General features: G+C 62.3%; 20 protein-coding genes and 2 pseudogenes. 9 read left to right on the top strand and 13 right to left on the bottom strand.

The window, feature by feature from the left end; translation table 11 throughout:
* Together C2L66_RS37385 and C2L66_RS37380 are read left to right on the top strand one after the other, a co-directional pair.
* Nucleotides 1-1,377, top strand: a complete 1,377-nt coding sequence (locus C2L66_RS37385; protein WP_054931230.1) for an MFS transporter — start codon at nt 1-3, stop codon at nt 1,375-1,377.
* A gap of 62 nt (nt 1,378-1,439) precedes the next feature.
* Nucleotides 1,440-2,141: a sterol desaturase family protein gene (locus C2L66_RS37380; RefSeq protein ID WP_060609106.1), complete on the top strand. Its 702-nt coding sequence runs from the start codon at nt 1,440-1,442 to the stop codon at nt 2,139-2,141.
* 290 nt (nt 2,142-2,431) lie between these two features.
* On the opposite strand, the gene C2L66_RS37375 is transcribed toward C2L66_RS37380, so the two are convergent.
* From C2L66_RS37375 to C2L66_RS37345, 6 genes and pseudogenes are all read right to left on the bottom strand, one after another.
* On the bottom strand, nt 2,432-5,089 hold the full coding sequence (locus C2L66_RS37375) for an excinuclease ABC subunit UvrA (protein ID WP_060609103.1): 2,658 nt from the start codon (nt 5,087-5,089) through the stop codon (nt 2,432-2,434).
* A 29-nt stretch (nt 5,090-5,118) separates the two neighbouring features.
* Entirely contained in the window at nt 5,119-5,421 is a 303-nt protein-coding gene (locus C2L66_RS37370; protein ID WP_060609100.1) for a putative quinol monooxygenase, read from the bottom strand.
* A gap of 440 nt (nt 5,422-5,861) precedes the next feature.
* Nucleotides 5,862-6,872: a zinc-binding alcohol dehydrogenase family protein gene (locus tag C2L66_RS37365; RefSeq protein ID WP_054931159.1), complete on the bottom strand. Its 1,011-nt coding sequence runs from the start codon at nt 6,870-6,872 to the stop codon at nt 5,862-5,864.
* A 184-nt stretch (nt 6,873-7,056) separates the two neighbouring features.
* Nucleotides 7,057-7,313 (bottom strand): annotated as a pseudogene (locus tag C2L66_RS42515) (hypothetical protein); the annotation flags it as partial.
* A gap of 250 nt (nt 7,314-7,563) precedes the next feature.
* Nucleotides 7,564-8,769 (bottom strand): alcohol dehydrogenase catalytic domain-containing protein, encoded by a 1,206-nt coding sequence (locus C2L66_RS37355; RefSeq protein ID WP_060609097.1) that lies wholly within the window; start codon nt 8,767-8,769, stop codon nt 7,564-7,566.
* 694 nt (nt 8,770-9,463) lie between these two features.
* A complete protein-coding gene (locus tag C2L66_RS37345) occupies nt 9,464-10,687 on the bottom strand; it encodes a low temperature requirement protein A (RefSeq protein ID WP_233445069.1) in 1,224 nt (407 codons plus the stop codon).
* A gap of 669 nt (nt 10,688-11,356) precedes the next feature.
* On the opposite strand from C2L66_RS37345, the gene C2L66_RS37340 reads away from it, so the two are divergent.
* From C2L66_RS37340 to C2L66_RS37330, 3 genes are all read left to right on the top strand, one after another.
* Entirely contained in the window at nt 11,357-12,643 is a 1,287-nt protein-coding gene (locus tag C2L66_RS37340; RefSeq protein WP_060609095.1) for an LssY C-terminal domain-containing protein, read from the top strand.
* A complete protein-coding gene (locus tag C2L66_RS37335) occupies nt 12,640-13,893 on the top strand; it encodes an LssY C-terminal domain-containing protein (RefSeq protein ID WP_060609093.1) in 1,254 nt (417 codons plus the stop codon). The genes C2L66_RS37340 and C2L66_RS37335 overlap by 4 nt, the downstream gene beginning before the upstream one ends.
* A gap of 67 nt (nt 13,894-13,960) precedes the next feature.
* Nucleotides 13,961-15,034 carry a lipase family protein gene (locus C2L66_RS37330; RefSeq protein ID WP_060610582.1) on the top strand — a complete coding sequence of 358 codons (1,074 nt, stop codon included), beginning with the start codon at nt 13,961-13,963 and terminating at the stop codon, nt 15,032-15,034.
* Nucleotides 15,035-15,518: 484 nt separating this feature from the next.
* Here the strand turns inward: C2L66_RS37330 and C2L66_RS37325 are convergent, their stop codons facing one another.
* From C2L66_RS37325 to C2L66_RS37310, 4 genes are all read right to left on the bottom strand, one after another.
* Nucleotides 15,519-16,292, bottom strand: coding sequence for a LysR family transcriptional regulator (locus C2L66_RS37325; RefSeq protein ID WP_208459766.1), 774 nt, complete (start codon nt 16,290-16,292; stop codon nt 15,519-15,521).
* A 507-nt stretch (nt 16,293-16,799) separates the two neighbouring features.
* Nucleotides 16,800-17,810 (bottom strand): LysR substrate-binding domain-containing protein, encoded by a 1,011-nt coding sequence (locus C2L66_RS37320; RefSeq protein WP_054931128.1) that lies wholly within the window; start codon nt 17,808-17,810, stop codon nt 16,800-16,802.
* Nucleotides 17,811-17,907: 97 nt separating this feature from the next.
* The gene (locus C2L66_RS37315; RefSeq protein ID WP_060609090.1) at nt 17,908-18,579 is read right to left on the bottom strand and encodes a DUF1028 domain-containing protein; all 672 of its coding nucleotides are present in this window, start codon (nt 18,577-18,579) and stop codon (nt 17,908-17,910) included.
* 45 nt (nt 18,580-18,624) lie between these two features.
* Nucleotides 18,625-19,038 carry a RidA family protein gene (locus tag C2L66_RS37310; RefSeq protein WP_060609087.1) on the bottom strand — a complete coding sequence of 138 codons (414 nt, stop codon included), beginning with the start codon at nt 19,036-19,038 and terminating at the stop codon, nt 18,625-18,627.
* Between C2L66_RS37310 and C2L66_RS37305 the strand changes: the two genes are divergently transcribed.
* The 4 genes and pseudogenes from C2L66_RS37305 to C2L66_RS42025 all read left to right on the top strand — a co-directional run.
* Complete coding sequence (locus C2L66_RS37305) at nt 19,007-20,416, top strand: ABC transporter substrate-binding protein (protein WP_233445068.1); 1,410 nt, start codon at nt 19,007-19,009, stop codon at nt 20,414-20,416. The genes C2L66_RS37310 and C2L66_RS37305 overlap by 32 nt on opposite strands.
* Nucleotides 20,417-20,536: 120 nt before the next feature.
* Nucleotides 20,537-21,391: an ABC transporter permease gene (locus tag C2L66_RS37300; RefSeq protein ID WP_054931124.1), complete on the top strand. Its 855-nt coding sequence runs from the start codon at nt 20,537-20,539 to the stop codon at nt 21,389-21,391.
* A gap of 1 nt (nt 21,392) precedes the next feature.
* Nucleotides 21,393-22,214: an ABC transporter permease gene (locus C2L66_RS37295; protein WP_060609084.1), complete on the top strand. Its 822-nt coding sequence runs from the start codon at nt 21,393-21,395 to the stop codon at nt 22,212-22,214.
* A 38-nt stretch (nt 22,215-22,252) separates the two neighbouring features.
* Nucleotides 22,253-22,891 (top strand): annotated as a pseudogene (locus C2L66_RS42025) (alpha-hydroxy-acid oxidizing protein); the annotation flags it as partial.
* A gap of 140 nt (nt 22,892-23,031) precedes the next feature.
* Here C2L66_RS42025 and C2L66_RS37285 read toward each other — a convergent pair.
* Genes C2L66_RS37285 through C2L66_RS37275 form a run of 3 tightly spaced genes read right to left on the bottom strand, consistent with a single transcriptional unit; the run spans nt 23,032 to nt 25,077 of the window.
* The gene (locus C2L66_RS37285) at nt 23,032-23,991 is read right to left on the bottom strand and encodes a 2-hydroxyacid dehydrogenase (RefSeq protein ID WP_233445067.1); all 960 of its coding nucleotides are present in this window, start codon (nt 23,989-23,991) and stop codon (nt 23,032-23,034) included.
* Complete coding sequence (locus tag C2L66_RS37280; protein ID WP_176056923.1) at nt 23,988-24,449, bottom strand: type II 3-dehydroquinate dehydratase; 462 nt, start codon at nt 24,447-24,449, stop codon at nt 23,988-23,990. Before C2L66_RS37280 ends, C2L66_RS37285 begins: the two co-directional genes overlap by 4 nt.
* 10 nt (nt 24,450-24,459) lie before the next feature.
* Nucleotides 24,460-25,077 carry a glutathione S-transferase gene (locus C2L66_RS37275; RefSeq protein ID WP_054931152.1) on the bottom strand — a complete coding sequence of 206 codons (618 nt, stop codon included), beginning with the start codon at nt 25,075-25,077 and terminating at the stop codon, nt 24,460-24,462.
* Between the last annotated feature and the right edge of the window lie 2 nt (nt 25,078-25,079).

Here is a 25,079-nt window from a genome sequence, read left to right as displayed (position 1 = left end):
ATGTCTGTAGCAGCGCAAGACGGGGCCGCCGTGCTTCCGGTGAATCAGCGGCAGATCATGGGCGCAGTGGTGGCGTCGTGCATGGGCTGGGCGCTCGATCTGTTCGACCTGTTCGTGTTGTTGTACGTCGCGCCGGTTGTCGGGCGTCTGTTCTTCCCGTCCGAACACGCGATGCTTTCGCTCGCTGCGGTGTACGCATCTTTTGCGGTGACGCTTCTGATGCGGCCGCTCGGCTCCGCGCTCTTTGGCTCTTACGCGGACCGTCACGGCCGCAAGGGGGCGATGATCGTCGCGGTCGTCGGCGTCGGCATGTCGACGGCGGCCTTCGGCCTGCTGCCGACCGTTGCTCAAGCCGGCCTGCTCGCGCCGATTCTCTTTCTCTTGCTGCGGCTCATCCAGGGCGTGTTTGTCGGCGGCGTGGTTGCTTCGACGCATACCATTGGAACGGAATCCGTCGCGCCGAAGTATCGCGGCGCGGTATCGGGATTGATCGGCGGTGGCGGGGCGGGGCTCGGCGCGCTGCTTGCCTCCGTAACGTTCCTCGCGATGTCGGCGCTTTTCCCCGGCGATGCCTTCGACGTATGGGGCTGGCGCTGCATGTTCTTCACCGGCATCATCAGCTCGGTGCTGGGTCTCTTCGTGTTCAACAGCCTTGAAGAGTCGCCTCTGTGGAAGAAGCTCGCCGCCGAAAAGGCTGCGAGGGCCACCACGCAGGCCAAGAGCGCGCCCGTCGAAGTCGTGCGCTCGCCGCTAAAGACGCTGTTCTCGCGCGACTATCGCAAGATCCTTTTCGTCAACCTGCTCCTGACGATCGGCGGCGGCAGCGGCTACTACCTGACATCGGGCTACCTGCCGACGTTCCTGAAGGTAGTTAGCCACGCCCCCAACGGTGCCGCCGCAGCGATCCTGATGATCTGCAGCATCGCGGTCGTGATCGCATCGGTCGCGGCAGGGCACCTCAGTACGTTCATTGGCCGCAAGGGTGCGTTCGTGTGGATCGGGCTGATCCGGCTCGTCGCGTTGCCCGCGCTATTTTTGCTGCTGCCTACGGCGGACAGCATCGTGATGGTCGGCGTCTATGCAGTCCTTCTCAGCGCGCTCGGCAGCGCCGGCTATGCGCCGATCCTGATCTTCCTGAACGAACGCTTCCCGACCTCGATCCGCGCGACGGGCACGGGCCTCTCCTGGAATATCGGTTTCGCGATCGGCGGAGTGATGCCGACGGCTGTGTCGCTGGTGGCGAAGGACGCGAGCCAGCTGCCGATGACGCTGGCCATCTTCGTCGGCGCGATCAGCGTGATCTTTCTCGTGGGCGCCTTCGTCGTGCCCGAGACGCTCGGCAAGCTCGAAGGCGGTTCCGCGCGCAGTTCCTCCTGAGTCATTGGGCATAACGGCGGACGCCAACGGGCGTACGCCTTTCACAACAGCCGGAGACATCGATGAAATACGAAGAAGACGTTCGTGCGCGTTCCTACAAGTTCCGTGACGAGTATGTCAATGCCACGCCATGGTGGTATCGCGGCGAAATGCACCTCGGCTTCACATTGCTCTTCACCGGCGGCGTGATCGTGTATTGCCTGATGCAGCTTCATGCGCCGACGCTCGCCGAATGGCTGGCCGTCATTCCGCTCTTTCTGTTCGGCAACTGGGCGGAATGGGCGGCGCACCGCTACGTGCTGCATCGTCCGACAAAGTATTTCAGCATGATCTACAAGCGTCATTGCGCCGTCCATCACCGGTTCTTCACGCATGTGACGCTTGAATACAAGGGCCACCGTCACTGGCGCGCGCTGCTGTTTCCGCCTTTTGCGCCCGTTGCGTTCGTGCTGGCGGCCGTGCCGTTCGCGCTCGTGATCGGGGTCGTATTCTCCCGCAACGCAGGCTACATCGCGCTGCTCACGATGGCGGCGTACTTTCTGATGTACGAGGGCCTGCATACGCTCTCACACGTCACCGACAGCCCGTTCCTCGACCGCGTTCCGTTCGTCAACACAGTGCGGCGCCTGCACGCCACACACCATGATCCCGAAGTGATGGCGACGCAGAACTTCAACCTCACGTTCCCGATCTGCGACACGCTGTTCGGCACGCGCAGCGACGTTCCGAGTGGTGCGCGCGAACCGTTGGGACGCGGCCGCTAAGGCGCCTGTTTCCCCAAAACTCCCGTCGTCACGCGCTATATCTCGTCAGTGACAAACGTGATGAGCGCCTGTGCGGCGGGACCGATCGGCCGCTTTGGATGCCTGACCTGGTTGAGACGCCATCTCTGAACGGCATCGAGCAGTTGACAGGCCAGGCTGTCGATCACGTTTTCCGTCAGCGGATTCCACAGCGCCAGACCTCGCCGCTACACCGTTCAATACCTGAATACCTTAACTGAACAGCACTGCGGCTTCGGCCGCTGTTTTCACCGCTGTTTTCACCGCAGTTTTCAAGTTTGCGACAAACGCTCGCGCAGATAAGCGGCCGTGCGGCTTTCTGCCACTTTCGCGACTTCTGCAGGCGGGCCGCACGCAACCGCCCTTCCGCCGTCGTCGCCCGCGCCCGGTCCGATGTCGATCAGCCAGTCGCTGTGCGCCGCGACACGCATGTCATGCTCGACGACGATCACCGTGTTGCCCGCGTCGACGAGACCCTGCAACTGCGTCATCAGCCGGTCGACGTCGGCGGGGTGGAGGCCTGTCGTCGGCTCGTCGAGGATGTAGAGCGAGTCACCGCGCTGCGCGCGCTGCAGTTCGGTCGCGAGCTTGATGCGCTGCGCCTCGCCGCCCGATAACTCCGTCGCGGGCTGTCCGAGCCTTAAATAACCGAGGCCGATGTCCCGCAGCACTTGCAGCGCGCGCATGACTTGCGCTTCGTCGGCGAAGAAGTCGCAGGCGGCATCGACCGTCAATCCGAGCACCTGCGCGATGTTCTTGCCACGCCATTCGATTTCGAGCGTCGGCCCGTTGTAGCGCGTACCGTGGCAGGTGGAGCAGGGCGCATACACGCTCGGCAGGAATAGCAGTTCGACGCTGACGAACCCTTCGCCTTCGCACGTCGGGCAGCGGCCTTTCGCGACGTTGAACGAGAAGCGACCGGCGTCGTAGCGGCGTTTGCGGGCGGCCGGCGTCTCGGCGAAAAGCTTGCGCACGTGATCGAAGAGGCCTGTGTAGGTCGCGAGATTCGAGCGCGGCGTGCGGCCGATCGGCTTCTGGTCGACACGCACGAGCCGCCGGATCGCCTCCATTCCTTCGACGATGTCGCCGCTGGTGGGCTGTGTATCGGCGGCGAGGAGCGGGTCGAGTTCTTCGTCGGCGTCCGGCGTGATGGTGCGGCCGAGGCGTCCCGCGACGAGCTCCGGCAGCGCCTGACTGACGAGGCTCGATTTGCCCGAGCCCGATACGCCCGTCACGGTCGTGAAGCAGCCGAGCGGAAACGCCGCATCGAGTCCGTGCAGATTGTTGCGCGTGATTTTCGCGAGCCGCAACCAGCCTGAAGGCGTGCGGGGAGTGTGCGCGGCACGCTTGTGCGTGGCGAAGAGATGCTTGCGCGTCTGCGACGCTTCGACCTTCGCGAGTCCCGCCGGCGGCCCGCTGTACACCACGTGACCGCCTGCTTCGCCCGCGGCCGGGCCGACATCGACGAGCCAGTCCGCGCGTCGCATCACGCTCAGATCGTGCTCGACGACGAAAAGCGAATTGCCCGCCGCCTTCAGCCGCTCGAGCGCCGTGAAAAGCGCTTCGCCATCGGCAGGATGCAACCCTGCCGACGGCTCGTCGAGCACGTACACGACGCTGAACAGTTGCGAGGCAAGTTGCGTCGCGAGCCGCAAGCGCTGCAACTCGCCCGATGAAAGCGTAGGCGTCGAGCGATCCAGCGCGAGGTAGCCGAGCCCGAGGTCGATCAGCGTCGTGAGGCGTTCGAGCAATTCCTCCGCGATGCGTTGCGCTGCGACGCGCTTCTCGTCCGACATGTTGGGCGTGCGCCGCACGTTCGGCGCCGCCTTGTGCGCGGAGCCGCCCGCTGCGACGCGCTTCTCGGTCGCTTCGCGCATCGCCTGCCTGCCAAGGATTGCGCTGTCGCCGTCGATGCCGTGGGTGTGCGCGGGCAGCTCGCCGCGCGCGATCGGGCCGAGCAGGTCGGCGAGGCGCACGAGCGGCATCTGCGAGAACGCGGCGATGTCGAGTCCGGCGAACGTCACGGACAACGCCTCGCGTTTCAATCGCTTGCCGTGACATGCCGGGCACTCGCTGCCGATCATGTAGCGCGACACGCGTTTCTTCATCAGCGCGCTTTGCGTATTCGCGAACGTGTGCAACACATAGCGGCGCGCGCCGGTGAACGTGCCCTGATAGCTCGGCTCCATCTTGCGCTTGATCGCACGCCGCGTTTCCTCGGGCGTCAAGCCGGCGTAGACGGGCACCGTAGGTGTATCTTCGGTGAAAAGGATCCAGTCGCGGTCCTTTTTCGGCAACTCGCGCCACGGAGTATCTATGTCGTAGCCGAGCGTGACGAGGATGTCGCGCAGATTCTGCCCGTGCCACGCGGGCGGCCACGCGGCGATCGCGCGCTCGCGGATCGTGAGCGTGTCGTCGGGGACCATCGACTTTTCGGTGACTTCGTACACGCGTCCGAGCCCGTGGCACGTCGGGCAGGCGCCCTGCACCGTGTTCGGCGAGAAGTCCTCGGCGTAGAGCATCGGCTGCTTCGGCGGATAGCTGCCGGTGCGCGAGTACAGCATGCGCACGAGGCTGGAAAGCGTCGTGACGCTTCCCACCGACGAGCGCGCGCTCGGCGTGCCGCGCTGCTGCTGAAGCGCGACGGCGGGCGGCAGTCCTTCGATCGAATCGAATTCGGGCACGCCGACCTGGTCGATCAGGCGGCGCGCGTAAGGCGCGACCGACTCGAAGTAGCGCCGCTGCGCCTCGGCGTAGAGCGTGCCGAATGCGAGTGACGACTTGCCGGAGCCGGACACGCCCGTGAATACAACTAGCGCATCACGCGGAATGTCGACGTCGATATTCTTCAGGTTGTGTTCGCGCGCGCCGCGCACGCGCACGAAGCCATCGCGCGCGGTTTCGGGGAAGGGTTTCGGACGGGAGTTCATCCGCTGCGGAGCAGCAATCCGCAGGCCAGCTAGCCGGGCAGCTTCGCCGCGAGCACGTCGATGCGCGCGATTTCGGGCGGCCTGGCAAAGAGGTCCGCGGCTTTCGCCATCAGCGCCTCGGCGACCTTGCCCGCGAGATGCGCCTGGCGGCCAGCTTCGTCGGGAAAAGTATCGAAGATGCCGAACGTGGACGGACCGAGGCGCAGGCCGAACCACGCGATCGTTGCGGGCTCCGCTTCGACGAGCGGCAATCCGCCCATCAGAAAGGCTTCTACTTCCTGCTCCTTGCCCGGCTTCGCTTCCAGCCGGACGAATAACGCGGTCTTGACCATGACATGGCTCCTGTTGCACGCATTGAGGTGGCGGACAATGATACGTGCTCCGCACCGGGTGTATTGATCATAGTGACGCACCGATAAGAACGCGAGGACACGCTGACGGGCAGCCTCGCGCCTACCGCCCGATCCGTCTGGAAATAGCCAAAGCGGCACTTGATTCCGACCACGCACACCATCTCGCCGTTGTGGCGGAGTAACGGCAGCAGGGCCGTGGCCGGGTCAGCCGACACCAGATCGATCAGCGCATCGACCCCGCGGGCCTGAGTCAGGCGCATGAACCAGGCAAGCGCGTCGCCCTGGCCGCACATCTGCACCGCACCCCCTACGCCGCCGCCAGCGCCCGTAATCAGGACCGCCTGCCCTGGCTGCTGCAGCTTCAGTTTTCTGTGCTCCGGCTGCCAGGCCGTCAGCCCGAAGCAAGGGAGCTCGAAATCTCAAAACCCGGATAGCACGATCTTGCCGCGCGCCTTGCCGCTCTCGAGCAAGGCATGGGCGCGGCGCAGATTGGCCGCGTTGATGGTGCCGAAATGCTCCGCCAGCGTCGTGCGCAGTACGCCGGCGTCGACCAGTTCGGCGACCCGGACCAGAATATTGTGCTGCTCGATCATGTCTGGGGTCTGGTACATCGAGCGGGTGTACATCAATTCCCAGTGCAGCGAGATGCTCTTGGGCTTGAGGATCGGCACGTCGAGCGACACGGGGTCATCGATCAGCCCCAGCCTGCCCTGCGGCGCCAGCATCTCGGCGATCTCGACCAGGTGCCTGTCAGTGTGGGTGAGGCTCGCCACGTAATCGACCTCGTCAATGCCAAGGCCGCGCAATTGCGCCGGCATCGGCTTCGTGTGGTCGATCACATGGTGCGCGCCAAGCTCGCGCACCCACTCCCGTGTTTCCGGCCGCGATGCGGTGGCGATCACGGTCAGGCCGGTCAGCCGGCGCGCCAGCTGGGTCAGTATCGAGCCGACGCCGCCGGCGCCGCCAATGATCAGCAGCGTCCCGATCGGGTCTTTGCCATCGCGCACCTGCAAACGGTCGAACAGCAACTCCCAGGCCGTGATCGAGGTCAGCGGCAGCGCGGCCGCTTGCTCGAAGCTGAGGCTCTTCGGCATCGGACCGACGATGCGCTCGTCGACCAGGTGCAGCTCGCTGTTGGTGCCCGCCCGTAACAGCGAACCGGCGTACATGACGCGATCGCCGGGTTTGAACAGGGTGACTTTGTCGCCCACGGCGCGTACCACGCCGGACGCATCCCAACCCAGCACCTTTGGCACCACTGGGGGCGGCAGCACGCCGCCACGGATCTTGGTGTCGACCGGGTTCACCGAGACCGAATGCACTTGCACCGACAGGTCGTACCCGGTTGGCTCAGCCTCGGGCAATGTGGTGTCGGTCAGGGCATCCGGTGAACCGAGCGGGACCGACTCGTTATAGACCACAGCTTTCATACGTACTCCACAAAAATGAAAGTTTCAGTTGCAGCCGGCGGGTGTTGTTCAACACACCAATATCGTCAGGAAACCATAGGGCAATGACGCGCCTGTTGGTGGCGCCTTGCGCTCACTGACGCCCAGTCGGTGGCGCAGGTTGATCATCGTATAGGCGGGTATCCTGAATGCGTAGTGGACCGGCTCAGGCGCTGCATAGGCTATGTCTCTGATAAACATGGGTATCCTGCTCGATTTCATCGTCGACGGTCCAACCATGCGAGGCGGTGATGCGTTTCTTGAGTATGTCGTGATGACATGCCGCGTTCATCTGATGTCCGGGCAAGGCGACGTGCTGCCTGATCGGCCCAAGCATGCGAGAAACGCCTGCGTACGACGCGCATCGCGAAAGCCGAACATGTGTCGTTCGCGCCTGCGATTCGGCGGATGGCTGCTATCAGCAGGAAATTGCCAAGGTCTGTTAGACCCCGTGATCCAGCTTGCGCGCGAGCTGGGTCTCGCAGGGCCTCGACGGCGACTTTGCCGGGAGCTCGATAGACGACGCCGAGATTGCTTGCCACGACTTCTTGCTCCATTATCTCGGGCGCCCTCGCGAGTCGGTGACCCGTCCGGTTATCTCACCCGCCTCATGTGACGGATCGGGGCGCCCGAAGGAGAGGAGCAGTCGAGCGCCTCGTAACAACTTCCAGCTCTATGCGGCTTTCTTCACGCTGCCGTGCGGATCGATGACGAACTTCTTCGGCGAGCCATCGCTGAACGTCTTGTACGCCTCAGGCGCCTGCTCCAGCGTGATGATCTCAGTGTTCAGCATGGCGCCAAGATAGGGCATCCGATCCCACAGGATCGCCATCATCAGGTCGCGGTTGTAGTGCATGATCGGCGCCTGCCCCGCCGTTAGTTTCGGCGACTTGATCCAGGCCTTGCCGAAGCCAACGGGAAGTTGGCCCTTCTTCGTCAGATCGGTGCTCGCCTTCGGGTCGGCGTCGGTATAGATGCCGGGCACGCCCATCGCCCCACCGGCCCGCACCACTTCGAGAAGCGTGTTGATTACCGCCTCCGAGTGCTCACTGTTCGCCTCGGGGCCACAGCCGTGCGCCTCCAGCCCGACGCAATCCACGCCGCAATCCACCTCCCGCTTGCCGAGGATTGCTTCGATCTGGTCGGCCACCGGCGTGTCCTGGGTGAGATCGACCACCTCGCAGCCATTATTCTTCAGCAGGTCCAGCCGCGCCCGGTTGGTATCGGCCACGATGATGCAAGACGCGCCGATCAGGCGAGCGCCCGCCGCGGCGCACCGGCCCACCGGCCCGGCCCCGGCGATATAGACGGTCGAGCCGACCTTGGCCCCGGCCTCCATCAGACCATGGAAGCCTGTCGGCAGGATGTCCGATAACAGCGTGAGATCCCGGATCTTCTCCATCGCCTGGTCCTTGTCCGGGAAAGGCAGCAGGTTCCAATCGGCGTAAGGCACCATGAGGTAGTCGGATTGGCCACCCTGCCAGCCGCCCAGATTGAAGCCATAGGCACCGCAATCGACGGCGTCATTGACGTTCATGCATACATCGGTGTGCCGCTCCTTGCAATTGCGGCAGCGCCCGCAAGAGACGTTGAACGGGACCGAACATAGGTCGCCCTTCTTGATGAACTCGACGTCCGGTCCGACCTCGATGACTTCCCCGGTCATCTCATGTCCCATCACCATCCCCACAGGCGCGGCAAAGCGGCCGCGGTAGATATGCTGGTCGCTGCCGCAGATATTCGTCGTCACGATCTTGAGGATGGCGCCGTGATTGGCTTTCTTGCCTGTCGGGGTGACCAGCTTCGGATAGTCGAAAGTCTGCAGCTCCATCTTCATCGGACCCATGAACGTTACTACGCGATTGCCGCTCGCAGCCATGAAATTTCTCCTTGTTCGGTGTGTGAGGTCCGATCGATGTTGCCGTCGCGGCCTGGGTAAGGCACGCCACGCTCGAATGGAGCCTGCCGATCATCGCGATCCCGATCACGCATGCAGGCACGAGATGGCGCCGATCTCGTCGACGCGGTCATTGACCCAACGACGAAGACATTAAGACTAGGCTCTTGCCGGTTGCACTTCTTTCTCATTCCTGCAAAGACTTGTCGGATCTCTGCGCTCCCGCTGCGCGGCTTTCAGATGTGAAAGTACGGCAGCATTCCGCAAAAACTGCGCTGGCGAAGGGAGGAAATCTGCCCCGCGCGCCCTACCGTTGTCCTGCTGCAGACGGATGCGCGGCGCTGGGCGTGGCCCGCGTGCGCGCGTTAGTCCCTCAGCAGACCGAGGAGCAGCGATGAGAACCGACGACATCAAGCGGGAGTGATGTGACAGAGTTTCGCGTCGATCGTTTCGGAGCCGGTCTGATTACTCTAGCGACGCCAGGTCCGCCGGATGTCGAGAACTTCGTCCAGCGTCGTACATGCGGACTGCCATTGCTGACGACCTGAAGATCCATCTCACGGAAAACGGTCGCCGGCTGCTGGAGCGATTCGTGACGACGGGCAAGGCGTGGAAGATCCTCGTGCACGACCACTCAAGCAGCCCTCTATCCGCGGGCGGAGTGCAAAACGTGGGTTCAGTCCGAATCTCCAAGAGGTCGCTTTGGAGCGCGCGCCATGTGTTTGCGTGACTCTGGCTCGCGGTTTCGATCTTCTGTGGCAGCGCTGTCGCGCGGACGGTCGTGATGCTTGGGCGAGACGTTCAGGTATCGGAGGCTGAGGAAAGCATAACAAATCACTGCAGCGGTGAGACCGAGCAAGATGTAATCGGTTCTGGACAATAGCACGGCAAACCAGGTCAACACGAAGACGACCATGGTGTTGACAACCAGTTGGCGCCGCAACTCGGGCCGCTCCAGGAAGTAGCCGTACTGCTTTCCAATGAAAAAGCAAACCGCGCCGATGACCGACAGTACCCGGAAATCGGATATCACCATGTCGTCCAGAGTCGCGTGCCGGATCAGGCTCGCTAAAATCGACAGGCCGATGAAGACGAAAAAGTGCGAGTACAGGACCGAATGGCCGGTCGTGAGCTTCTGTTTGGTCAGCAGGTGAAAACTGTCAAAGTAAACCCACCAGATGCCCGATATCATCACGAAGCCGGTAGCGGCCGTCAGCAGCTTACCCACAGTCCAGCTGATGTTGGCCAGTCCCGTGGACAGGCTGCTAACGGACTCTCCCAGCATGATGATCGTGAGCAGGCCCACACGCTCGATCAGATGCTCGGTATGCACTGGGATGACCTGGAGACGACGCGGCAAAAAAAAGATGAACACAACCAGATCAAACAGTATTCCAAGGTAAAACACGACATATCGCTGTGGCGCCGGGAACAGGATCGAAGCGAGGCTGATAGTGGTACCCGCGAAGATTACCCAGCCAACTGCCGTTGTGAGTGCCTCGCACCCCTTATGCCGGTACCTGGACACGAAATACATTATGGCGACGATGTATTTCGAACCGGCGTAGCAGACGATGATGGCCTCAAAGCTAGTCAGGAATCGTCGGTCGATCAGGCCTGAGATGATGATCAGCTGGAACATGATGAGCAGGGTTGCCAGCCGATGCTTCCGGTCATCGGCATCGAAGCGGTTGGCATACATCGTGTGGCTTGCCCAAATCCACCACAAAGGTATGAAAACCAGGACGAATTTCCAGAACTGGAGCGGGTCGAGATGACCCTCGTGCGTGTGGCTCAAGATATGCGTAACATCACCGATCGTCACCGCAAAAATCAGATCGAAGAACGCCTCGAGCCAGGTGGTACGGCGATTGACCTCGAAATACTTTATGTTATGCATACCGCCTCTTTGTGGTGCTTGCGCCGGTGTCACGTCCGCTGGCGTTATCTAGTACTGCTTACATAATAGTAGGCTCGCAGTTCCCGGCAGAATTTCGCTGAACTTGCGTCTAGCCTTTCCTGACTATATGCACAATTTCAATGCGTGACAGGGCGTGGCAGCTGAGGCATTGCAACTGTTGGAGAACGGTGTGGTTAAGCATTGAATGATAGTGTTCAGTTTCCGTCGATGTAAGCCAGGTTTGTTTTAGGCATGCGTCCCGTACACTCCGAATGTCGCTCTGGCCGGATGCACCAGCTTCATGAACGGGATGTAGCGCTGCCGTTGAAAATTTCAACGACGGCTATCAGGCGGCTTCTATGACTGGGTACAGTCGGCCACGCGGGGCCATTCGACATCGCCGTCACGCGGACCTCCGCGCGACTGCTCTGCACAAAGTTCCGGACTTTCATGGTCCGCACGGTACCGGCGATTCATCCGTAAACGGTATTCGCGCGGCGTCAGGCGAGACATGGCTGGTGCGGCCCCAATCAACTAAACTGAGCAGTACATTTCGCGCATATCTTCGCGCGGGCCGCGAACAGCCTGTTGACCTCTGGCTTCAAGACGCGCGCGATCGTCCCACATAGATGCGATTGGGCCCCAGGATCCCCGCAAAGAGGTGTCTCGATGAGCCGCATCGTGCAGATGCTCGTTGCCTTCTTCTTGGGCTGCATACTGGTGGGCTGTACTGCAACCCGGCCATTGGGTCCGATACCCGCCTATCAGAACCGCGCGGTGACACGCACGGAGGGCGGCATCGAGATTTCGACCGCCGTGCTTTCGCCAGAGGAAAGTGCGGCGATTTACGGCGTGCCGCTTGCCGACAGGAATATCCAGCCCGTCTGGATCGAGGTCCGGAACCGCGAAGACCGTAGCTACTTTCTCCTGTCGCCGGGCATGGATCCGAATTTCTTTCCAGCGTCGGAGGCGGCCGAGGCGTTTTCCGGCACTGCTTCAAACAACCAGCGGTCCGACCTTGACCGCCGCTTCCGTGGTCTCGCCTTTCGTAACCCTGTCCGTCCCGGAGAGCCCGTCTCGGGGTTTGTGCTGACCAACCTCAATGAAGGTGCGAAGCTGGTGCAGGTGGACCTCGTCGCGAGAGGACGCGCCCGGACGTTTTCGATTTTCGTGGCCGTGCCGGGATTCGAGGGCGACTACACGCGCAGCCAGGTATTCAAACGCATCACCGATCCGCAAGAGCCCACCGTGAACTACACGGATGACGCGAATTTCCGCGCGGCGCTTGAAGCCCTGCCATGCTGCGCGACAAACGAGGACGGCTCGGAGAATGGTGACCCGCTCAACCTGGTGATCGTCGGCAGCCGCGACGACGCGCTTCCCGCACTCGTCCGGCGGGGCTGGAGCCTCACGGAGCAGAAATCGTCCGGCGCGATCAGGCGGATGATCAGCGCTGCACTGTCCGGCGAAGCGTACGTCAACGCGCCCGTGAGCGACCTTTATCTCTTCGGGCGCGCACAGGACCTCGCATTGCAAAAGGCGCGGGGCGACATCCACCAGCGCAACCATATGCGCCTGTGGCTCAGCGACATGCGTTACCACGACAGACTCGTCTGGGTTGGACAGATCAGCCGCGATATCGGTACCCGTCTGACCTGGCACTCTCCAACGTTCACCACACACAAGATCGACCCGGACGTGGACGAGGCACGCACTGCGCTGACCGAAGACATGGCGTATTCGCAGAATCTGATGAAGCTCGGCCACGTGACGGGAGTGGGCCCCGCACAGGACAGCGCGCCGCGCACGAACCTGACAACGGATCCGTACTACACCGATGGCTATCGCGTGGTGCTGGTATTCGACCGCACGCCGAGGTCGCTACCGGAGATCGAAGTCTTCCCGTGGATCTTGCCGTACAGAATCATGCACGTGGCGCCCGGAGCGAAGCCGTGAGCACTTCGCAGACTGTGCATCGTGCACGCCGCCATGCGGGACGTGCGCTTGGCCTTGCGCTTGCGCTGGCCGGGTGTGCGACGTGGCACCCTCCGCCCGTGGCCGACGATGGGCCGCTGCGTCAACGTGAGGTCAGTGCCACCAGCCGCAGCGTGCGCGTGAGTGCGACTGTGCTCAGCAGTGAAGACAGCGAGCGGATGTATGGCGCCGACGTCAACAGGACGGGAGTCCAGCCGCTATGGATCGAGGTGGAGAACGGGACATCGCAGGCTCTGTGGCTGTTGCGCTCGGGTACTGACCCGGACTACTTTTCGCCTCACGAAGTAGCGTGGTCCATGCATACGCTGTTCGGCGGTGCAACGAATACGCGCATGGACCAGTATTTCCGCGATCTCGGCTTCAGCAACCCGATCCCGCCAGGCGCGACACGGTCGGGCATCCTGTTCACCAACCACGATCAGGGCATCAAGCTCGTCAATGTCGATCTGTTGGGAAACCAGACGCTGATTCCTTTCTCGTTGTTTCTGCGCGTGCCCGGCGGCACGGTCGATCCGCAGCTCGCGCAGATCCCTTTTCCGTTCCCCGAATCCGCGATCGCGGACTACAAGGACCTTGCGTCGCTGCGGGCCGCGCTCGAACGGTTGCCATGCTGTGCCACTGACGCGAGCGGGACGATTCAGGCCGATCCGCTGAACGCCGTTGGCATCGGCCAGCTCACTGACATCGGGGCCGCGCTGGTCCGGCGCGACTATCGGCGTGACGCGCGCGAGTCCGACCTCGCGCAGCGGGTCTTCGGGCGGGAACCGGACTTCGTCATGCGCAAGCAGGCGCAGGCGGGCGCGCCTGCGACATGGATACGGGGATGGCTCGCCCCAATCCGCTTTCAAGGGCAACTGGTTTACGTCGCGCAGGTCGGTCGCCCTGTCGGGGGGCGCTTTGCTCCGCGCGGTGAAACACATCCCACTCTGCAGGGGAACGTCGATGAGGCACGCAACTTCCTCACTCAGGACCTGATGTATTCGGGTGGTCTTGACAAGCTTGGATATGTGAATGGTGTTGGCGTGGCATCGCCCACTCGTCCCCGCACGACGCTCGATGGCGCGACCTACCAGACGGACGGCTTGCGTGCGGTCGTGTTCTTCGCGACCCGGCCGCGCAGTCTGTCGGATGTGGAGCTTCTCGACTGGGTGCCTTATCTGGACGAGCCCGATACCCGCCAACCTGGAGCAACCGGCGATGCACGCCAGTGACATGAACCGCGGGCCGTCGCTCGTGTTATCACGATGGCGGGTTGCCGCCATCGATGCGTGGCGTCTGATGTGCGCCGTGCTGGCGACGATGACGTTGAGCCTTCTGTTCGGCGCGTGTGCGACGAGGCCGCTTATCCCGTACTCGGCCGATACGCCGCCGATGGTTCTCGTGCCGGCATCCGAGGCCGGGGTCGCGGACAAGCGAGGGCGCTTCCGGGAAATCTATTGCGCGGTGCTTGCGGCGCGCGGTCCGGCGCTACCGGATTACCGGCCCTGCGAGGACGCACTGACCCGAGTGGGCACCGAGCCCGCGGGCACCGGCGAGCCCGTCGAACTGGGTCAATCGAGACAGCACCTGATCGCCGCAGTCGTGTCGGGAATCGGCTACGACTGCTTCAAACCGTGGCTGGATCCGCCCAATACTGTCGTGACGCACCTGCGCCACTTCGGCTTTGACGCAACGCTGATCGACGTCGATGCGCTGTCGAGTTCCACCAATAACGCGCGGCAGATTCGCGACGCGATCATGGCCATGCCGGCGCCCGAGGGTGCGCCGCGCATCGTGCTGATCGGTTATTCAAAGGGGGCGCCCGACATCCTCGAAGCGCTGGTCGCCTATCCGGAAATCCGAAACCGCGTGGCGGCGGTGGTGAGTGCAGCCGGCGCAATTGGCGGATCGCCGCTTGCCAATGACGCCGAGCAGTACCAGGCCGATCTGCTGCGATACTTTCCGGGCGCGACCTGCACATCGGGCGATGGTGGCGCCGTGCAGAGCCTGAGACCGGCGACCCGCAAGGCATGGCTGGCGCAGCACCCGCTTCCGGCCGAGCTGCATTACTACTCGATCGTGACATTCCCGCAACCCGAACGCATCTCGTCAATCCTGAAGTCGAGCTACGACAAGCTGTCGCGCGTCGACTCGCGAAACGACAGTCAGGTCATCTTCTACGATCAGGTTGTGCCTGGCAGTACGCTGCTGGCCTACGTCAACGCGGATCACTGGGCGCTGGCGGTGCCGGTTGCCCGGACGCATCCGACGATCGGGGCGCTCTTCGTGACAGCGAATGCCTACCCACGCGAGGCCTTGGCGGAGGCCATCTTGCGCTTCGTGGAGGAAGATCTGGCAGAGCCCGTGCGGTGAACGGTTGCTCTGCCTCGAGACACCGCCACCATGAAAAGTCCTTTCACCTTGGAAGCGGTCCTCGCGGTCAAGCAAAGAACGTCAGTTCAGGATCGGCCCCGGAAGTTGGGGGCGGCTCGGCGACGGGCGACCATCTGCGAGCGTCGAGTGCCGCGAACGGCCAAAAAGGAGTCATCCGCAAACCTTCGGTGAACGGCTCTCGACGAGTGACAGACAGTCACTCGTCGAAGTCTTATGTGCCGCCAAGGTCTGAGCCGCGTCCTGACCAAAACTCCGGCGCCGTCCAGTGCGCAGCAGACAAAAGGGAACCTGCCGTAGCTCCAGGCAATGCTCTTTTCTGCTCGTGAACAATCATCGGTCCGCGCCCCTGCCGGAGAAGCATTGATCGTCTGAACGTTTCATGGGCGCTGTGTTCTGCGCAGAGCAGTGACTCAGCCTTTCACATATCGACACGCGGCATACGCATGACTGGGATGCTGCAGCGTCATCCAGCGCGTGTCACGTCGACGCTTTCGCTGAACTCGTCCAACAAGAAATTGATGAAGGCGCGGGCCGCCGTCCGGGTCGCGCGGCCGAGGGGGAAATAGGCATGCACCTTGGTGCCGACCATCGACCAGTCGGTGAGGATCGGCACGAGCGATCCTTCCTCCAGTTCCCTGCGGCAGGCCCAGTATCCAATCGAAGTAATACCCAAGCCAGCCTTAACGGCTGCAACCGCGCCCTCGTTGTCGCTGAACGATATGTTGGGTTCTATCGGCACATTGGTGGTTATACCCTTGTGCGTGAACGTCCAGGCGGTACTGACGCTGGCCGCAGGTCCATAGACGATCCGGTGACCGACGAGCGCGTCCGGCGAAATGGGCGTGCCGCATCGCGCGAGATATGCAGGGGAGGCGACGATCAGTCGCGCGTAGCTGGTGAGCAGACGCGCCGTCGCGTTCGAGTCCGGGAGGGTTCCGATACGGATGGCGACATCGACTGCGTCCCGGACAAGGTCCTGGCGACGGTCGTCAAGCACGACCTCGATCCGTAGCAGCGGGTGACGCTCAGCAAAAGGGGGAAGTCGGGGAATGATCTCCCGCACGCCGGCACTCGTCGGCATTCCTACGCGAAGCGTTCCACGAAGCTCATCCTGCCGGACGCTTTGTCCGGCATCGTCAAGCTGATCGAGCACGGCCTCGACGCGAATGAGATAGTCGGCCCCTGCCTCGGTCGGAATAACGGCGCGTGTGGTCCGGGCCAATAAAAGCGTGCCCAACTCGGCTTCGATATCAGCGACAGCTTCTGATTTACGTTAAACTTTCGTTTCCTAACTATGTACGCTGATTGTGCCTGTGTTTGCAGTGTCTTTCCCTTCTTCGATCCTGCACGAAATCTTGCTTTCTCCTCGTTCTTTGCTCCGATAATTGTCTTTGACCGGTAATTGACCTGACGTCAATCCTCGCAACTGCGGCACTCCTTCGTGTCGCGTGCTACACGTGCAGAACGCGCGGCGCTGTGTAAGCCTGGGCCGGAAAAATTTTATTCGCCGACCCAGACAGCGGCGGCGAATGGGCAGCCGCGTGTACGCATTGACTGGCGCTCGCACACGTACTGCTTATCACGCCCGCGCCGGAGTTCAACCATTTGCATTCCGCCGCCGAACCTCGCACGGTGCGACTCGCTGCCGTCAATCGGCAATTTAAGACCACAATGTTGCGCTATCACCTCGTCGCGGATTTCCTGCAGACCACCACGCACGCGCGCAGTATTTTGGCTCACGTGTTCAGGCGGCGCGAATGGCGTGCACGTTGGACTGCGCGGCAGTCGCATCGGTGCTCACGCCGGTGAGATGCGGATCGAAGTAGCTCGCGGCGCTCATGCCGGGAATGTACTGGTCGGAGATGTAAGCGCGGCAGCGCTCCATGAACACTTGCGCGAGGCGCGGCTGTTTGGCCGGCGCATAAGTGGCAAGCCCCAGCAGCATCGGTCTGTGTTCGCCCGCGAGGCGCAGGCGCGCAAAGCGCTTGCCGTCGAGTGACTGATTCGACTTCGGGCGTACGTTGAAGAGCGCATAGCCGATGCCGTTGCAGACCAGCGAGCGCACGACGTCTTCCGAGCGCGAGCGCGCGACGATATTCGGCTCCACGCCCGCCTGCGCGAACAACGAGAGAAAGTAGTCGCGGCTCATCGGCAAGTCGAGCAATACCATTGGCAGCGGCGCGAGTTCGCCGAGCGTCACCGCGTTTTGCTGCGCGAGCGGATGCACTTCGTTGACGATCACGTGCGGCGGCAACTGGCACAGCACCTCGAATTGCACTTCGTTGCTCAATTCCAGGTCGTAGGTAATGGCGACATCAATCTCGCCGTTACGGAGCTTTTCCATCAGATCGCGCTGATCGCCTTCCACGAGTTGCAGATCGATCTTGCTGAACGCGCGCTTGAAACCGAAGATGACCTCGGGCGCGATCATTGGCGTGAGCGACTGGAAGCAGCCCACGCGCAGCACGCCTTGCATCGCCTCGCTGGAATCGGAAGCGATCTCATAGAGCCTGGACGCGCGGTCCAGCAATTGCTCGCATTCCTGCGTAACCTGAGCGCCTATGGGCGTGAGCGTCATGCCCTTCGACGGATGGCGGATGAACAGTTGAATGCCGAGTTCCGTTTCCATATGCGCGATGGCCGCGGAAATGGACGGCGCGGAGATATGAATCTGATTGGAGGCGATGGCGATGCTGCCGTATTGGGCGGCCGCCAGGAAATACTCCATTTGGCGAAGGGAAATCCGATTTAGCATGAGCAGGACCAGGGACATACGTGAGGGAACGCCACCGGAACCAAGTCCAGCACAGGCAAGCCGATCTTCGCATAAAGCAAGAATCGGCGTTATCTCGTCAAAAATCGCCGGGTACGCCGAAGCTCGGCGCAGCGCGCGGGTCGCGGGCACGCGTGATGTAGTCGCTCACCTGGGGCGCGTACACCTGCCATGCGGCGTGCAGCATTTCCACCGGGGCTTCCTCTACCCAGTCCATGCGCAGATCCACCATCGGCCAATCCAGTTCGCCGTACACCAGCAAACCGGCCGAGTGAACTGGCCCTTCTTCACCACCTGCCGCTTCGCCCGCGAGTAGCGCCAGCATCAAACGCTCGGCGAGCGGCCCCGTGCTGTGCTCGAACGCGGCGAGCATGGCGGCGGGTACGTCGCGCGAGGCGAGCATGTTGCCCGCGCACGCGGCGTGTTCGCCGGTGACGCTCGCGAGCGTGCCGAGCGCGTTGGCGCCGGTAAAGACAGTCGGTGTGCCATGCGCGTCGATTGCCATCAATTGACGGTAGTCGACGAACGGCTGTCGGCGCAGTCGTTCGAGCGCCTCGGCGGGCGTGTGTCCGGCCGCCATCAGGTCGAGCGCCTGCGGGCCGAGCGACGGGTCGGTGATGTTCTGGCTGGCCGCCGCGCCCACGCCCGCGCGGCCGCGAATGCAGCGAGCCGCCACTGCGGGCGACGACGAGGCCACCGCCGCGCCGAACTGGCCGGTTTGCGGGCAGCGCGCAATGATCGAGAAGGTCATGAGGATTGCCTCAAGGTCGTGTGTCAGTCGGAGGTCTATGGCGGATCAATCGGGGATCACAGCGGTGGCGTCGACTTCCACGAGCCATTCGGGACGCGCGAGCGCTGAGACCACGATGCCCGTGGAAACGGGGAAAACGCCCTTGAGCCATTTGCCGACTACGCGATACACCTCCTCGCGGTAGCGCGGGTCGGTGATGTAGACGGTGATCTTGCAGATGTCGGCGAGTTCGCCGCCCGCTTCGCCGAGCAGCATGGCGATGTTCGACATGGCCTGTTCGGCCTGCCCCGCCGCGTCGCCAATGCACACGCTCTCTGAGGTGTCAAGGTTCTGCCCGATCTGGCCGCGCAGGAACACGAACTGGCCGCGTGCGACCACGGCCTGGCACAAATCGTTGTCGAGCTTCTGTTCGGGGTAGGTGGCTTGGGTGTTGAAGGTGCGGATACGTTTGTGTTTCATGGCACGAATGGGTTGGGTTGACTGGGATCGACCGATAGCGTCGCCGCATCGTGGCGAAACGGAGCGCGCGCTTGCGATGGATCAGATAGTCACCGAGACCCGCGACGCTGCCTATTTGGTTTTTCCAGGGCGGTGTCTCAGCTTTTCCGAAAGTGTGCAGGCGGCACGAGCGTTCGCAACCGTTCACGTTAGAGAAAAATCGGACGTCAGGAATTGCGAGTCATGCCTGCAGAAAAGGCAACTTGGTGATCAAGATCAACTCTTTCACTATTCACGTGTACCTGAACACACCGCGAACCGGGCGTCTGGCCAGCACACGACGCGATTCATCCATCAACCTACGGGATTTAGAGTGATCAAGACACTATTCACAGCCAGCATTGCGTTCGGCGCACTGATCGCGGGCACCGCGAACGCCGAAGACGCGCTCGTCGTTAGCACCTGGGGCGGCAACTTCCGCGACATGATCGACCAGACGGTCGGCCAGGAGTTCACCAAGGAAACCGGCGTGCCGGTGAAGTACGTGACGGGCGGCACTATCGACCGTCTGAACAAGGCCAAGCTCGCCAAGACGCCAGAAAGCGACGTGACAGTCACGACTTCGCAGGTCGGCTGGCTCTACGCCAATAGCAATCTGTTCGAGAAGCTCGACACGAGCAAGCTGCCGAACTACGCGCACCTCATGGATCAGGCGAAGATCAGCCCGTATCACATCGGCACGTGGGCGTATGTCTACACCATCGGGTATCGCACCGATATGGTTCCACCGGGCATGAAGTTCGACAGCTGGAACGACCTGTGGAATCCGGCGCTCAAGGGCAAGCTTTCGGCGCCGGACTGGGATCCGAGCCACATCATCACGGTCGCGGCCGTGCTTTCGGGCGGCGACGCGAAGAACTGGCAGAAGGGCGAGGACAAGCTCAAGGCGCTCAAACCGAACTTCAAAGCGTTCTACACCGACGACGCCAACGGCGAGCAGCTAATTCAAACGGGTGAAACGCCGGTCGAAGTGCTGCTTTCGATGAACGCTTACTACCAGATCGGTCAGGGTGTACCACTCAAGGTGGTGATTCCGAAAGAAGGTGCGGTGCTCGGCATCGACACCATGGGCATCATGAAAGGCTCGAAGAAGGCAGCGCTGGCCTACAAGTTTATGAATATCGCGCTGTCACCAGCGGTGCAGGCCAAGATCGTCGCGATGGAAAAAGCGAGTCCGGTGGTCGACAACGCCACCGTGGCCCCGGCCGATGCCGCGCTGCCTGGCGTGTTCACGACGCGCTCGCAGTGGGACAAGCAGACCATTGTGATCGACTCGAAGTTGCGCGCGGAACTCACGCCCGAATGGCGCAAGTGGTTCACCGAAAACATCATGAACTAAGCGTGGTTTCGCGATATCGCGTTACACCAGCCCCGAACGCACTCGTGGCTTTCGGGGCGTCGCGCGAGCAGCCTTTCCGTATCAGCGAAGCAGGAACAGCAAACACTAGCGATTGACACCATGAATATGTATAGCAGGCTGAAGGGATGGCTGATCTCGCCCGCGGTGATCGTGGCGATCGGCACATGTTCGGCCTTGATGACCGTATTGCAGTTTAGCCTGCGCACTTATGTTCCGGGCTCGCTCGACGTGGGCGGCTTCACACTGGACAATTTCTCCGGGCTCATGAAGTCCATCTATTTGAGCGCTCTGGGCAATACGCTCTGCCTGAGCGTAGAAACGATGGTGTTTTCGCTGCTGCTCGCGTATCCGCTCGCGTATGCGCTCGTGCGTGTGCGCAATCGCGCGCTCAAGTCGGTGATTCTCATCATGTCGCTCACGCCGCTATTTCTCGGCGAGATCGTGCGCACCTACTCGTGGACGGTAGTGCTCGGCAGCAACGGCTTCGTCAACACGGTGCTGCGCAAGCTCGGGCTGATCGAATGGCCTATCGACCTGATGTTCACGCATTTTGGCGTGGTGCTCGCGCTCGTGCACGTGACGATTCCCGTGACCGTGCTCATGCTCGGCGCCGCCATTTCGCACATCAACCGCGACTACGAGCGCGCGGCGCAGAGTCTGGGCGCGAATCCCGTGAAGATTTTCGTGACCGTGACGCTGCCGCTTTCCATGCCCGGCATTCTCGCGAGTTCGACCACGGCCTTCGCCTGGACATTCAGCGCGTTCGCCACGCCGCAGATGATCGGCGGGGGCCGCGTGCCGACACTTTCCACCTTGGTGTATCAGCTTGGCTTGTCTTCATTGAATTTTCCGCTGGCGGCGAGCCTCAGCGTTATCGGCCTCGCGCTCACCGCGGTTTCGTTGCTGGTATTCGGCAAACTCACCGTGCGCCTCAAACGGATTGGAGGACATTGAGATGAAAATCAGACACGGCTTGCCCTGGCCGTTGCGCGTTGCCGGCCCGCTGTTGATTGCGGCGATTCTCGCGTTCATGTTGTTGCCGGTCATCGTGGTGACGCTGGCTGCGTTCAACGACAAGGCGATACTTGCGTTTCCGCCCAAGCATTGGTCGCTGCAATGGTTCGCACGCGTGCTTACGTACTCCGACTTTCAGTCGGGCTTTCATTCGAGTCTGGTCGTCACGTTCTGGGCTTCCCTGATCGCACTGGTGATTGGCACGGGCATAGCCATTACGGTCAAGCGGCTCGACTTCAAGGGCAAGGACGCGCTGCAAGCCATCTTGATGATGCCGATGGTCGTGCCGCAATTCACCATCGGTTTGGGGCTGCTGATTCTGGTCGCTCAAGTCGGGCTCGATCGCGGCTATGCGATCCTCATTCTGTGCCACGTGATTCTGGTGCTGCCATTCGTGTTGCGCAGCGTTTATGTGTCGATGGAAAACCTCGACGAGCGGCTCGAACACGCGGCGGCCAGCCTTGGCGCGCCCCCCATGAAAGTACTGTTCACGGTGGTGGTGCCGCTGCTCGGGCCGGGCTTGTTCGGCGGCTGGCTGTTCGCGGCGATTCTGTCGTTCAACGAATTCACGGCCTCGCTGTTTATCACGACAGAAAGCACGCAAACGCTGCCCGTGACCATGTACAACTACGTGCGCGAGTTCGCCGATCCCACGCTGGCGGCGCTTTCCGTGGTGTATATCGTCGTGACGGCCAGTTTGCTCGCGTTCGCCAATTACTTCCTCGGTCTTGGCAAGATCCTGAATATCGAGGAAAGCCCTTGAGCGGCCACGCGCGAGAAGGACACGCATGATTTTCTCGGATGTGGCGAACTATCATCTCGCGGCGCGACGCTTTCTGCCGAAGTTCGCCTTCGGGTATCACGAGGGCGGTGCCGCAAGCGAACTCACGCTGCACCGCAATCGCGCCGCACTCAAGGCGCTGGCGTCGAGCCGCACGTGCTGCGCGACGTGCCCACGCTCGACACGTGCACGACGCTCGCGGGCCGCGCAGCGGCATGGCTCGCCGTGGTCGGACCCCGCGGCATCAGCGGCATATTTCGCCGCGACGCGGAAGAAGCGTGCGCGCCGCGCGCGTAGGGGTGCATCAGCGTGGAGAATTGCGCCGCGCCGGCGCGCGCCATCTGATTCTGCGCGATACGGCGGTCCTGCCTCGCGCTCGATACCAAAGCGTGAGCGATGCGCGCCGCGGGTTCGAACACGATGTTGGTTGCACCGTGCTCCCGGATCACGCGGGACGGCAACCCGACGGTGTGCGTAGCCTGCTGGATCTGCTCGCGCAAACCGTGAGCGAAGCGCCGCGCAGGGCGGAAGTATTCGTCGATGGGAGCATTCGGCGCTGCAGCGATATCGCGAAGGCCGTGGCGTTGGGCGCGCATGGCGCGCTGCTCGGCCGCGCACCCCTCTATGGACTCGCGGCGGCGGGGCGTTCTGGCGCCACCGACGTGCTCGCTATGCTGCACAAGGAATGCAGACTTGCATGCGTAGCTTGGGGGGCGCGGAACCCACTGATCTCACGCCCGCCTTGCTGGCCGTGCATGGCATGGCGGTGCAGGAAGCAGCCACGACGATCTAACCTTGCTCAATAACCGCGCCGCACATCGACCTGACTTGTGAGGCTTTCCCCGCTGGACACGCACAGTAGATTGGCGGCGACCTGCCGAGCGGCCGAAGCGGGAATCGCCACGGAAGCGAGATGCGGTGTGATGAGTACATTCGGCATCGACCACAGCGGATCGTCGCTCGGCAGCGGCTCTTTCTCGAACACGTCGAGCGTGGCCGAACCGATATGACCGCTTTGCAACAACGCCGTGAGCGCAGGCTGATCGACAATCGCGCCGCGCGCCACATTAACGATGGCGGCGCCGCGAGGCAATTTCGAAAGCCGGTCGCGATCGAGCAAGCCGTGTGTATCGGCGGTAAGCGGCAACATGATGATGAGAATATCGACCTGACCGAGCACGCTATCGAGCGTGTCCATGCCCGAGTGACACTGCACGCCGTCGATCTCGCGCGGGCTGCGCGACCAGCCGAGCACCGTCAAGCCCTGGCGTCGCAACTCGCTCGCGGCGAGCGCGCCCAGTTCGCCCAAACCGAGCACGGCCGCGCGAATGTCCTCGGGATTGCGCGGATGCCGGTACGCCCATTCGCCGCGCCGTTGCGCCGCTTCGAAATGCGGAATCTCACGCGCGTGCCGCAGTGTGGCGAACAGCACGTAGCCGGCCATCATGCGTGCCATGTTCGGATCGCTGATGCGCGTGATCGGCACGTGCGCGGGCAAGTCGTCGCGCGCGGTGAGCGAATCGACGCCTGCGCCGAGATTGACGATCAGCTTCAGGTTCGTCATCGACTGGAAAAAGCCAGCGGGCGGTTTCCACACCAGCGCGAAGTGAATCTCGCGCGGATCGGTGACTTCGTTCGCGCGTACCACCCGCAAGCCGCGAAGCTGCGTTTGCAGTGCGCGCTTCCACGTGTCGAAGTCGTCGAAATTGCTATAAAAAACGAGCGTGCCGTGAGAGGTATCCTCGGGAATCATGCTCATACCGGGCGCTGGATCAAACGGGACATGGCCTCGATGGCAAACTCGTAGCCGTCGCCGCCCAAACCGGCGATCACGCCGTCGGCGGCTTTCGAAATATACGAGTGATGCCGGAAGCTCTCGCGGCGCCAGATGTTGCTCATATGCACTTCAACGATCTTTCCGGGGAAGGACAGCAGCGCGTCGAGAATGGGCACGGAAGAATAGGTCAGGCCCGCCGCGTTGATGATGATGCCGCTGGCCGTGCCGCGCGCTTCCTGAATCCAGTCGACCAGTTGGCCCTCCCAGTTCGATTGCACGAAATTTAGCGCGAGCCCGAGCGAGGCGGCCTTCCCTTCGCAGCGAGCCTTGAGCGTGAGATAGCTGTCGCTGCCATACACGTGGTTGGCGTCGAGCCCGTAGAGATTCGCGTTGGGGCCGTTCAGAAACCAGACGGTTTGCGTCGAAGAAATGTCGGTCATGAGCGTGCGTTCAAAGCTCGTAAGGAAGTGTGACTTGCAGGGCGGGCAGCGCGTGAACCTGAGCATGCCAGCGCGCCGATTCGGGATGGGCGTCGCGCCATGCGAGTTCAGGAAAGCGGAAGTCAAGGTAGCCCAGCGAGCAGCCGAGCGTGACTTCGCCGATGGTGAGGTGTTCCGTGGCGAGCGCGGGCGCGTCTTTTTCAATCTCCGCAAGGCACGCGTGTACCTTCGTCAACTGCGCGGCGCGCCAGTCGTGCGATTGTTTTTCGGCCTTGCGCGCCGTGTATTCGTAGCGCGCTAGCAGGGCGGCGTCGAGCAGGCCGTCGCCGAGCGCTTGATGGCTAAGCGCGAGCCAACGCAGCGGGCCGCTCTGCGGAAACAAACCGTAGGCGGGCGCAAGACTGTCGAGATATTCGCAGATCACGCGGCTGTCGTAGAGCGCGTGCCCGTTGGCGAGAATCAACGTGGGCACTTTCGCGAGCGGATTGTGCGCGGCAATGCGGCTGTCGCGTACGATCGGATTCGCGGCGCTCGGCAGCAGCGCGATGCGTTCGGCGAGTCCCAAAAGGTGCGCGCTGACCATGACCTTGCGGACATAGGGCGAAGTGGGCGCGTGGAGCAGTTGCATGT

Source organism: Paraburkholderia caribensis, from assembly GCF_002902945.1.
GTDB classification, from domain to species: Bacteria; Pseudomonadota; Gammaproteobacteria; order Burkholderiales; family Burkholderiaceae; genus Paraburkholderia; species Paraburkholderia caribensis.
This window is presented reverse-complemented; position numbering and strand designations above follow the sequence as displayed.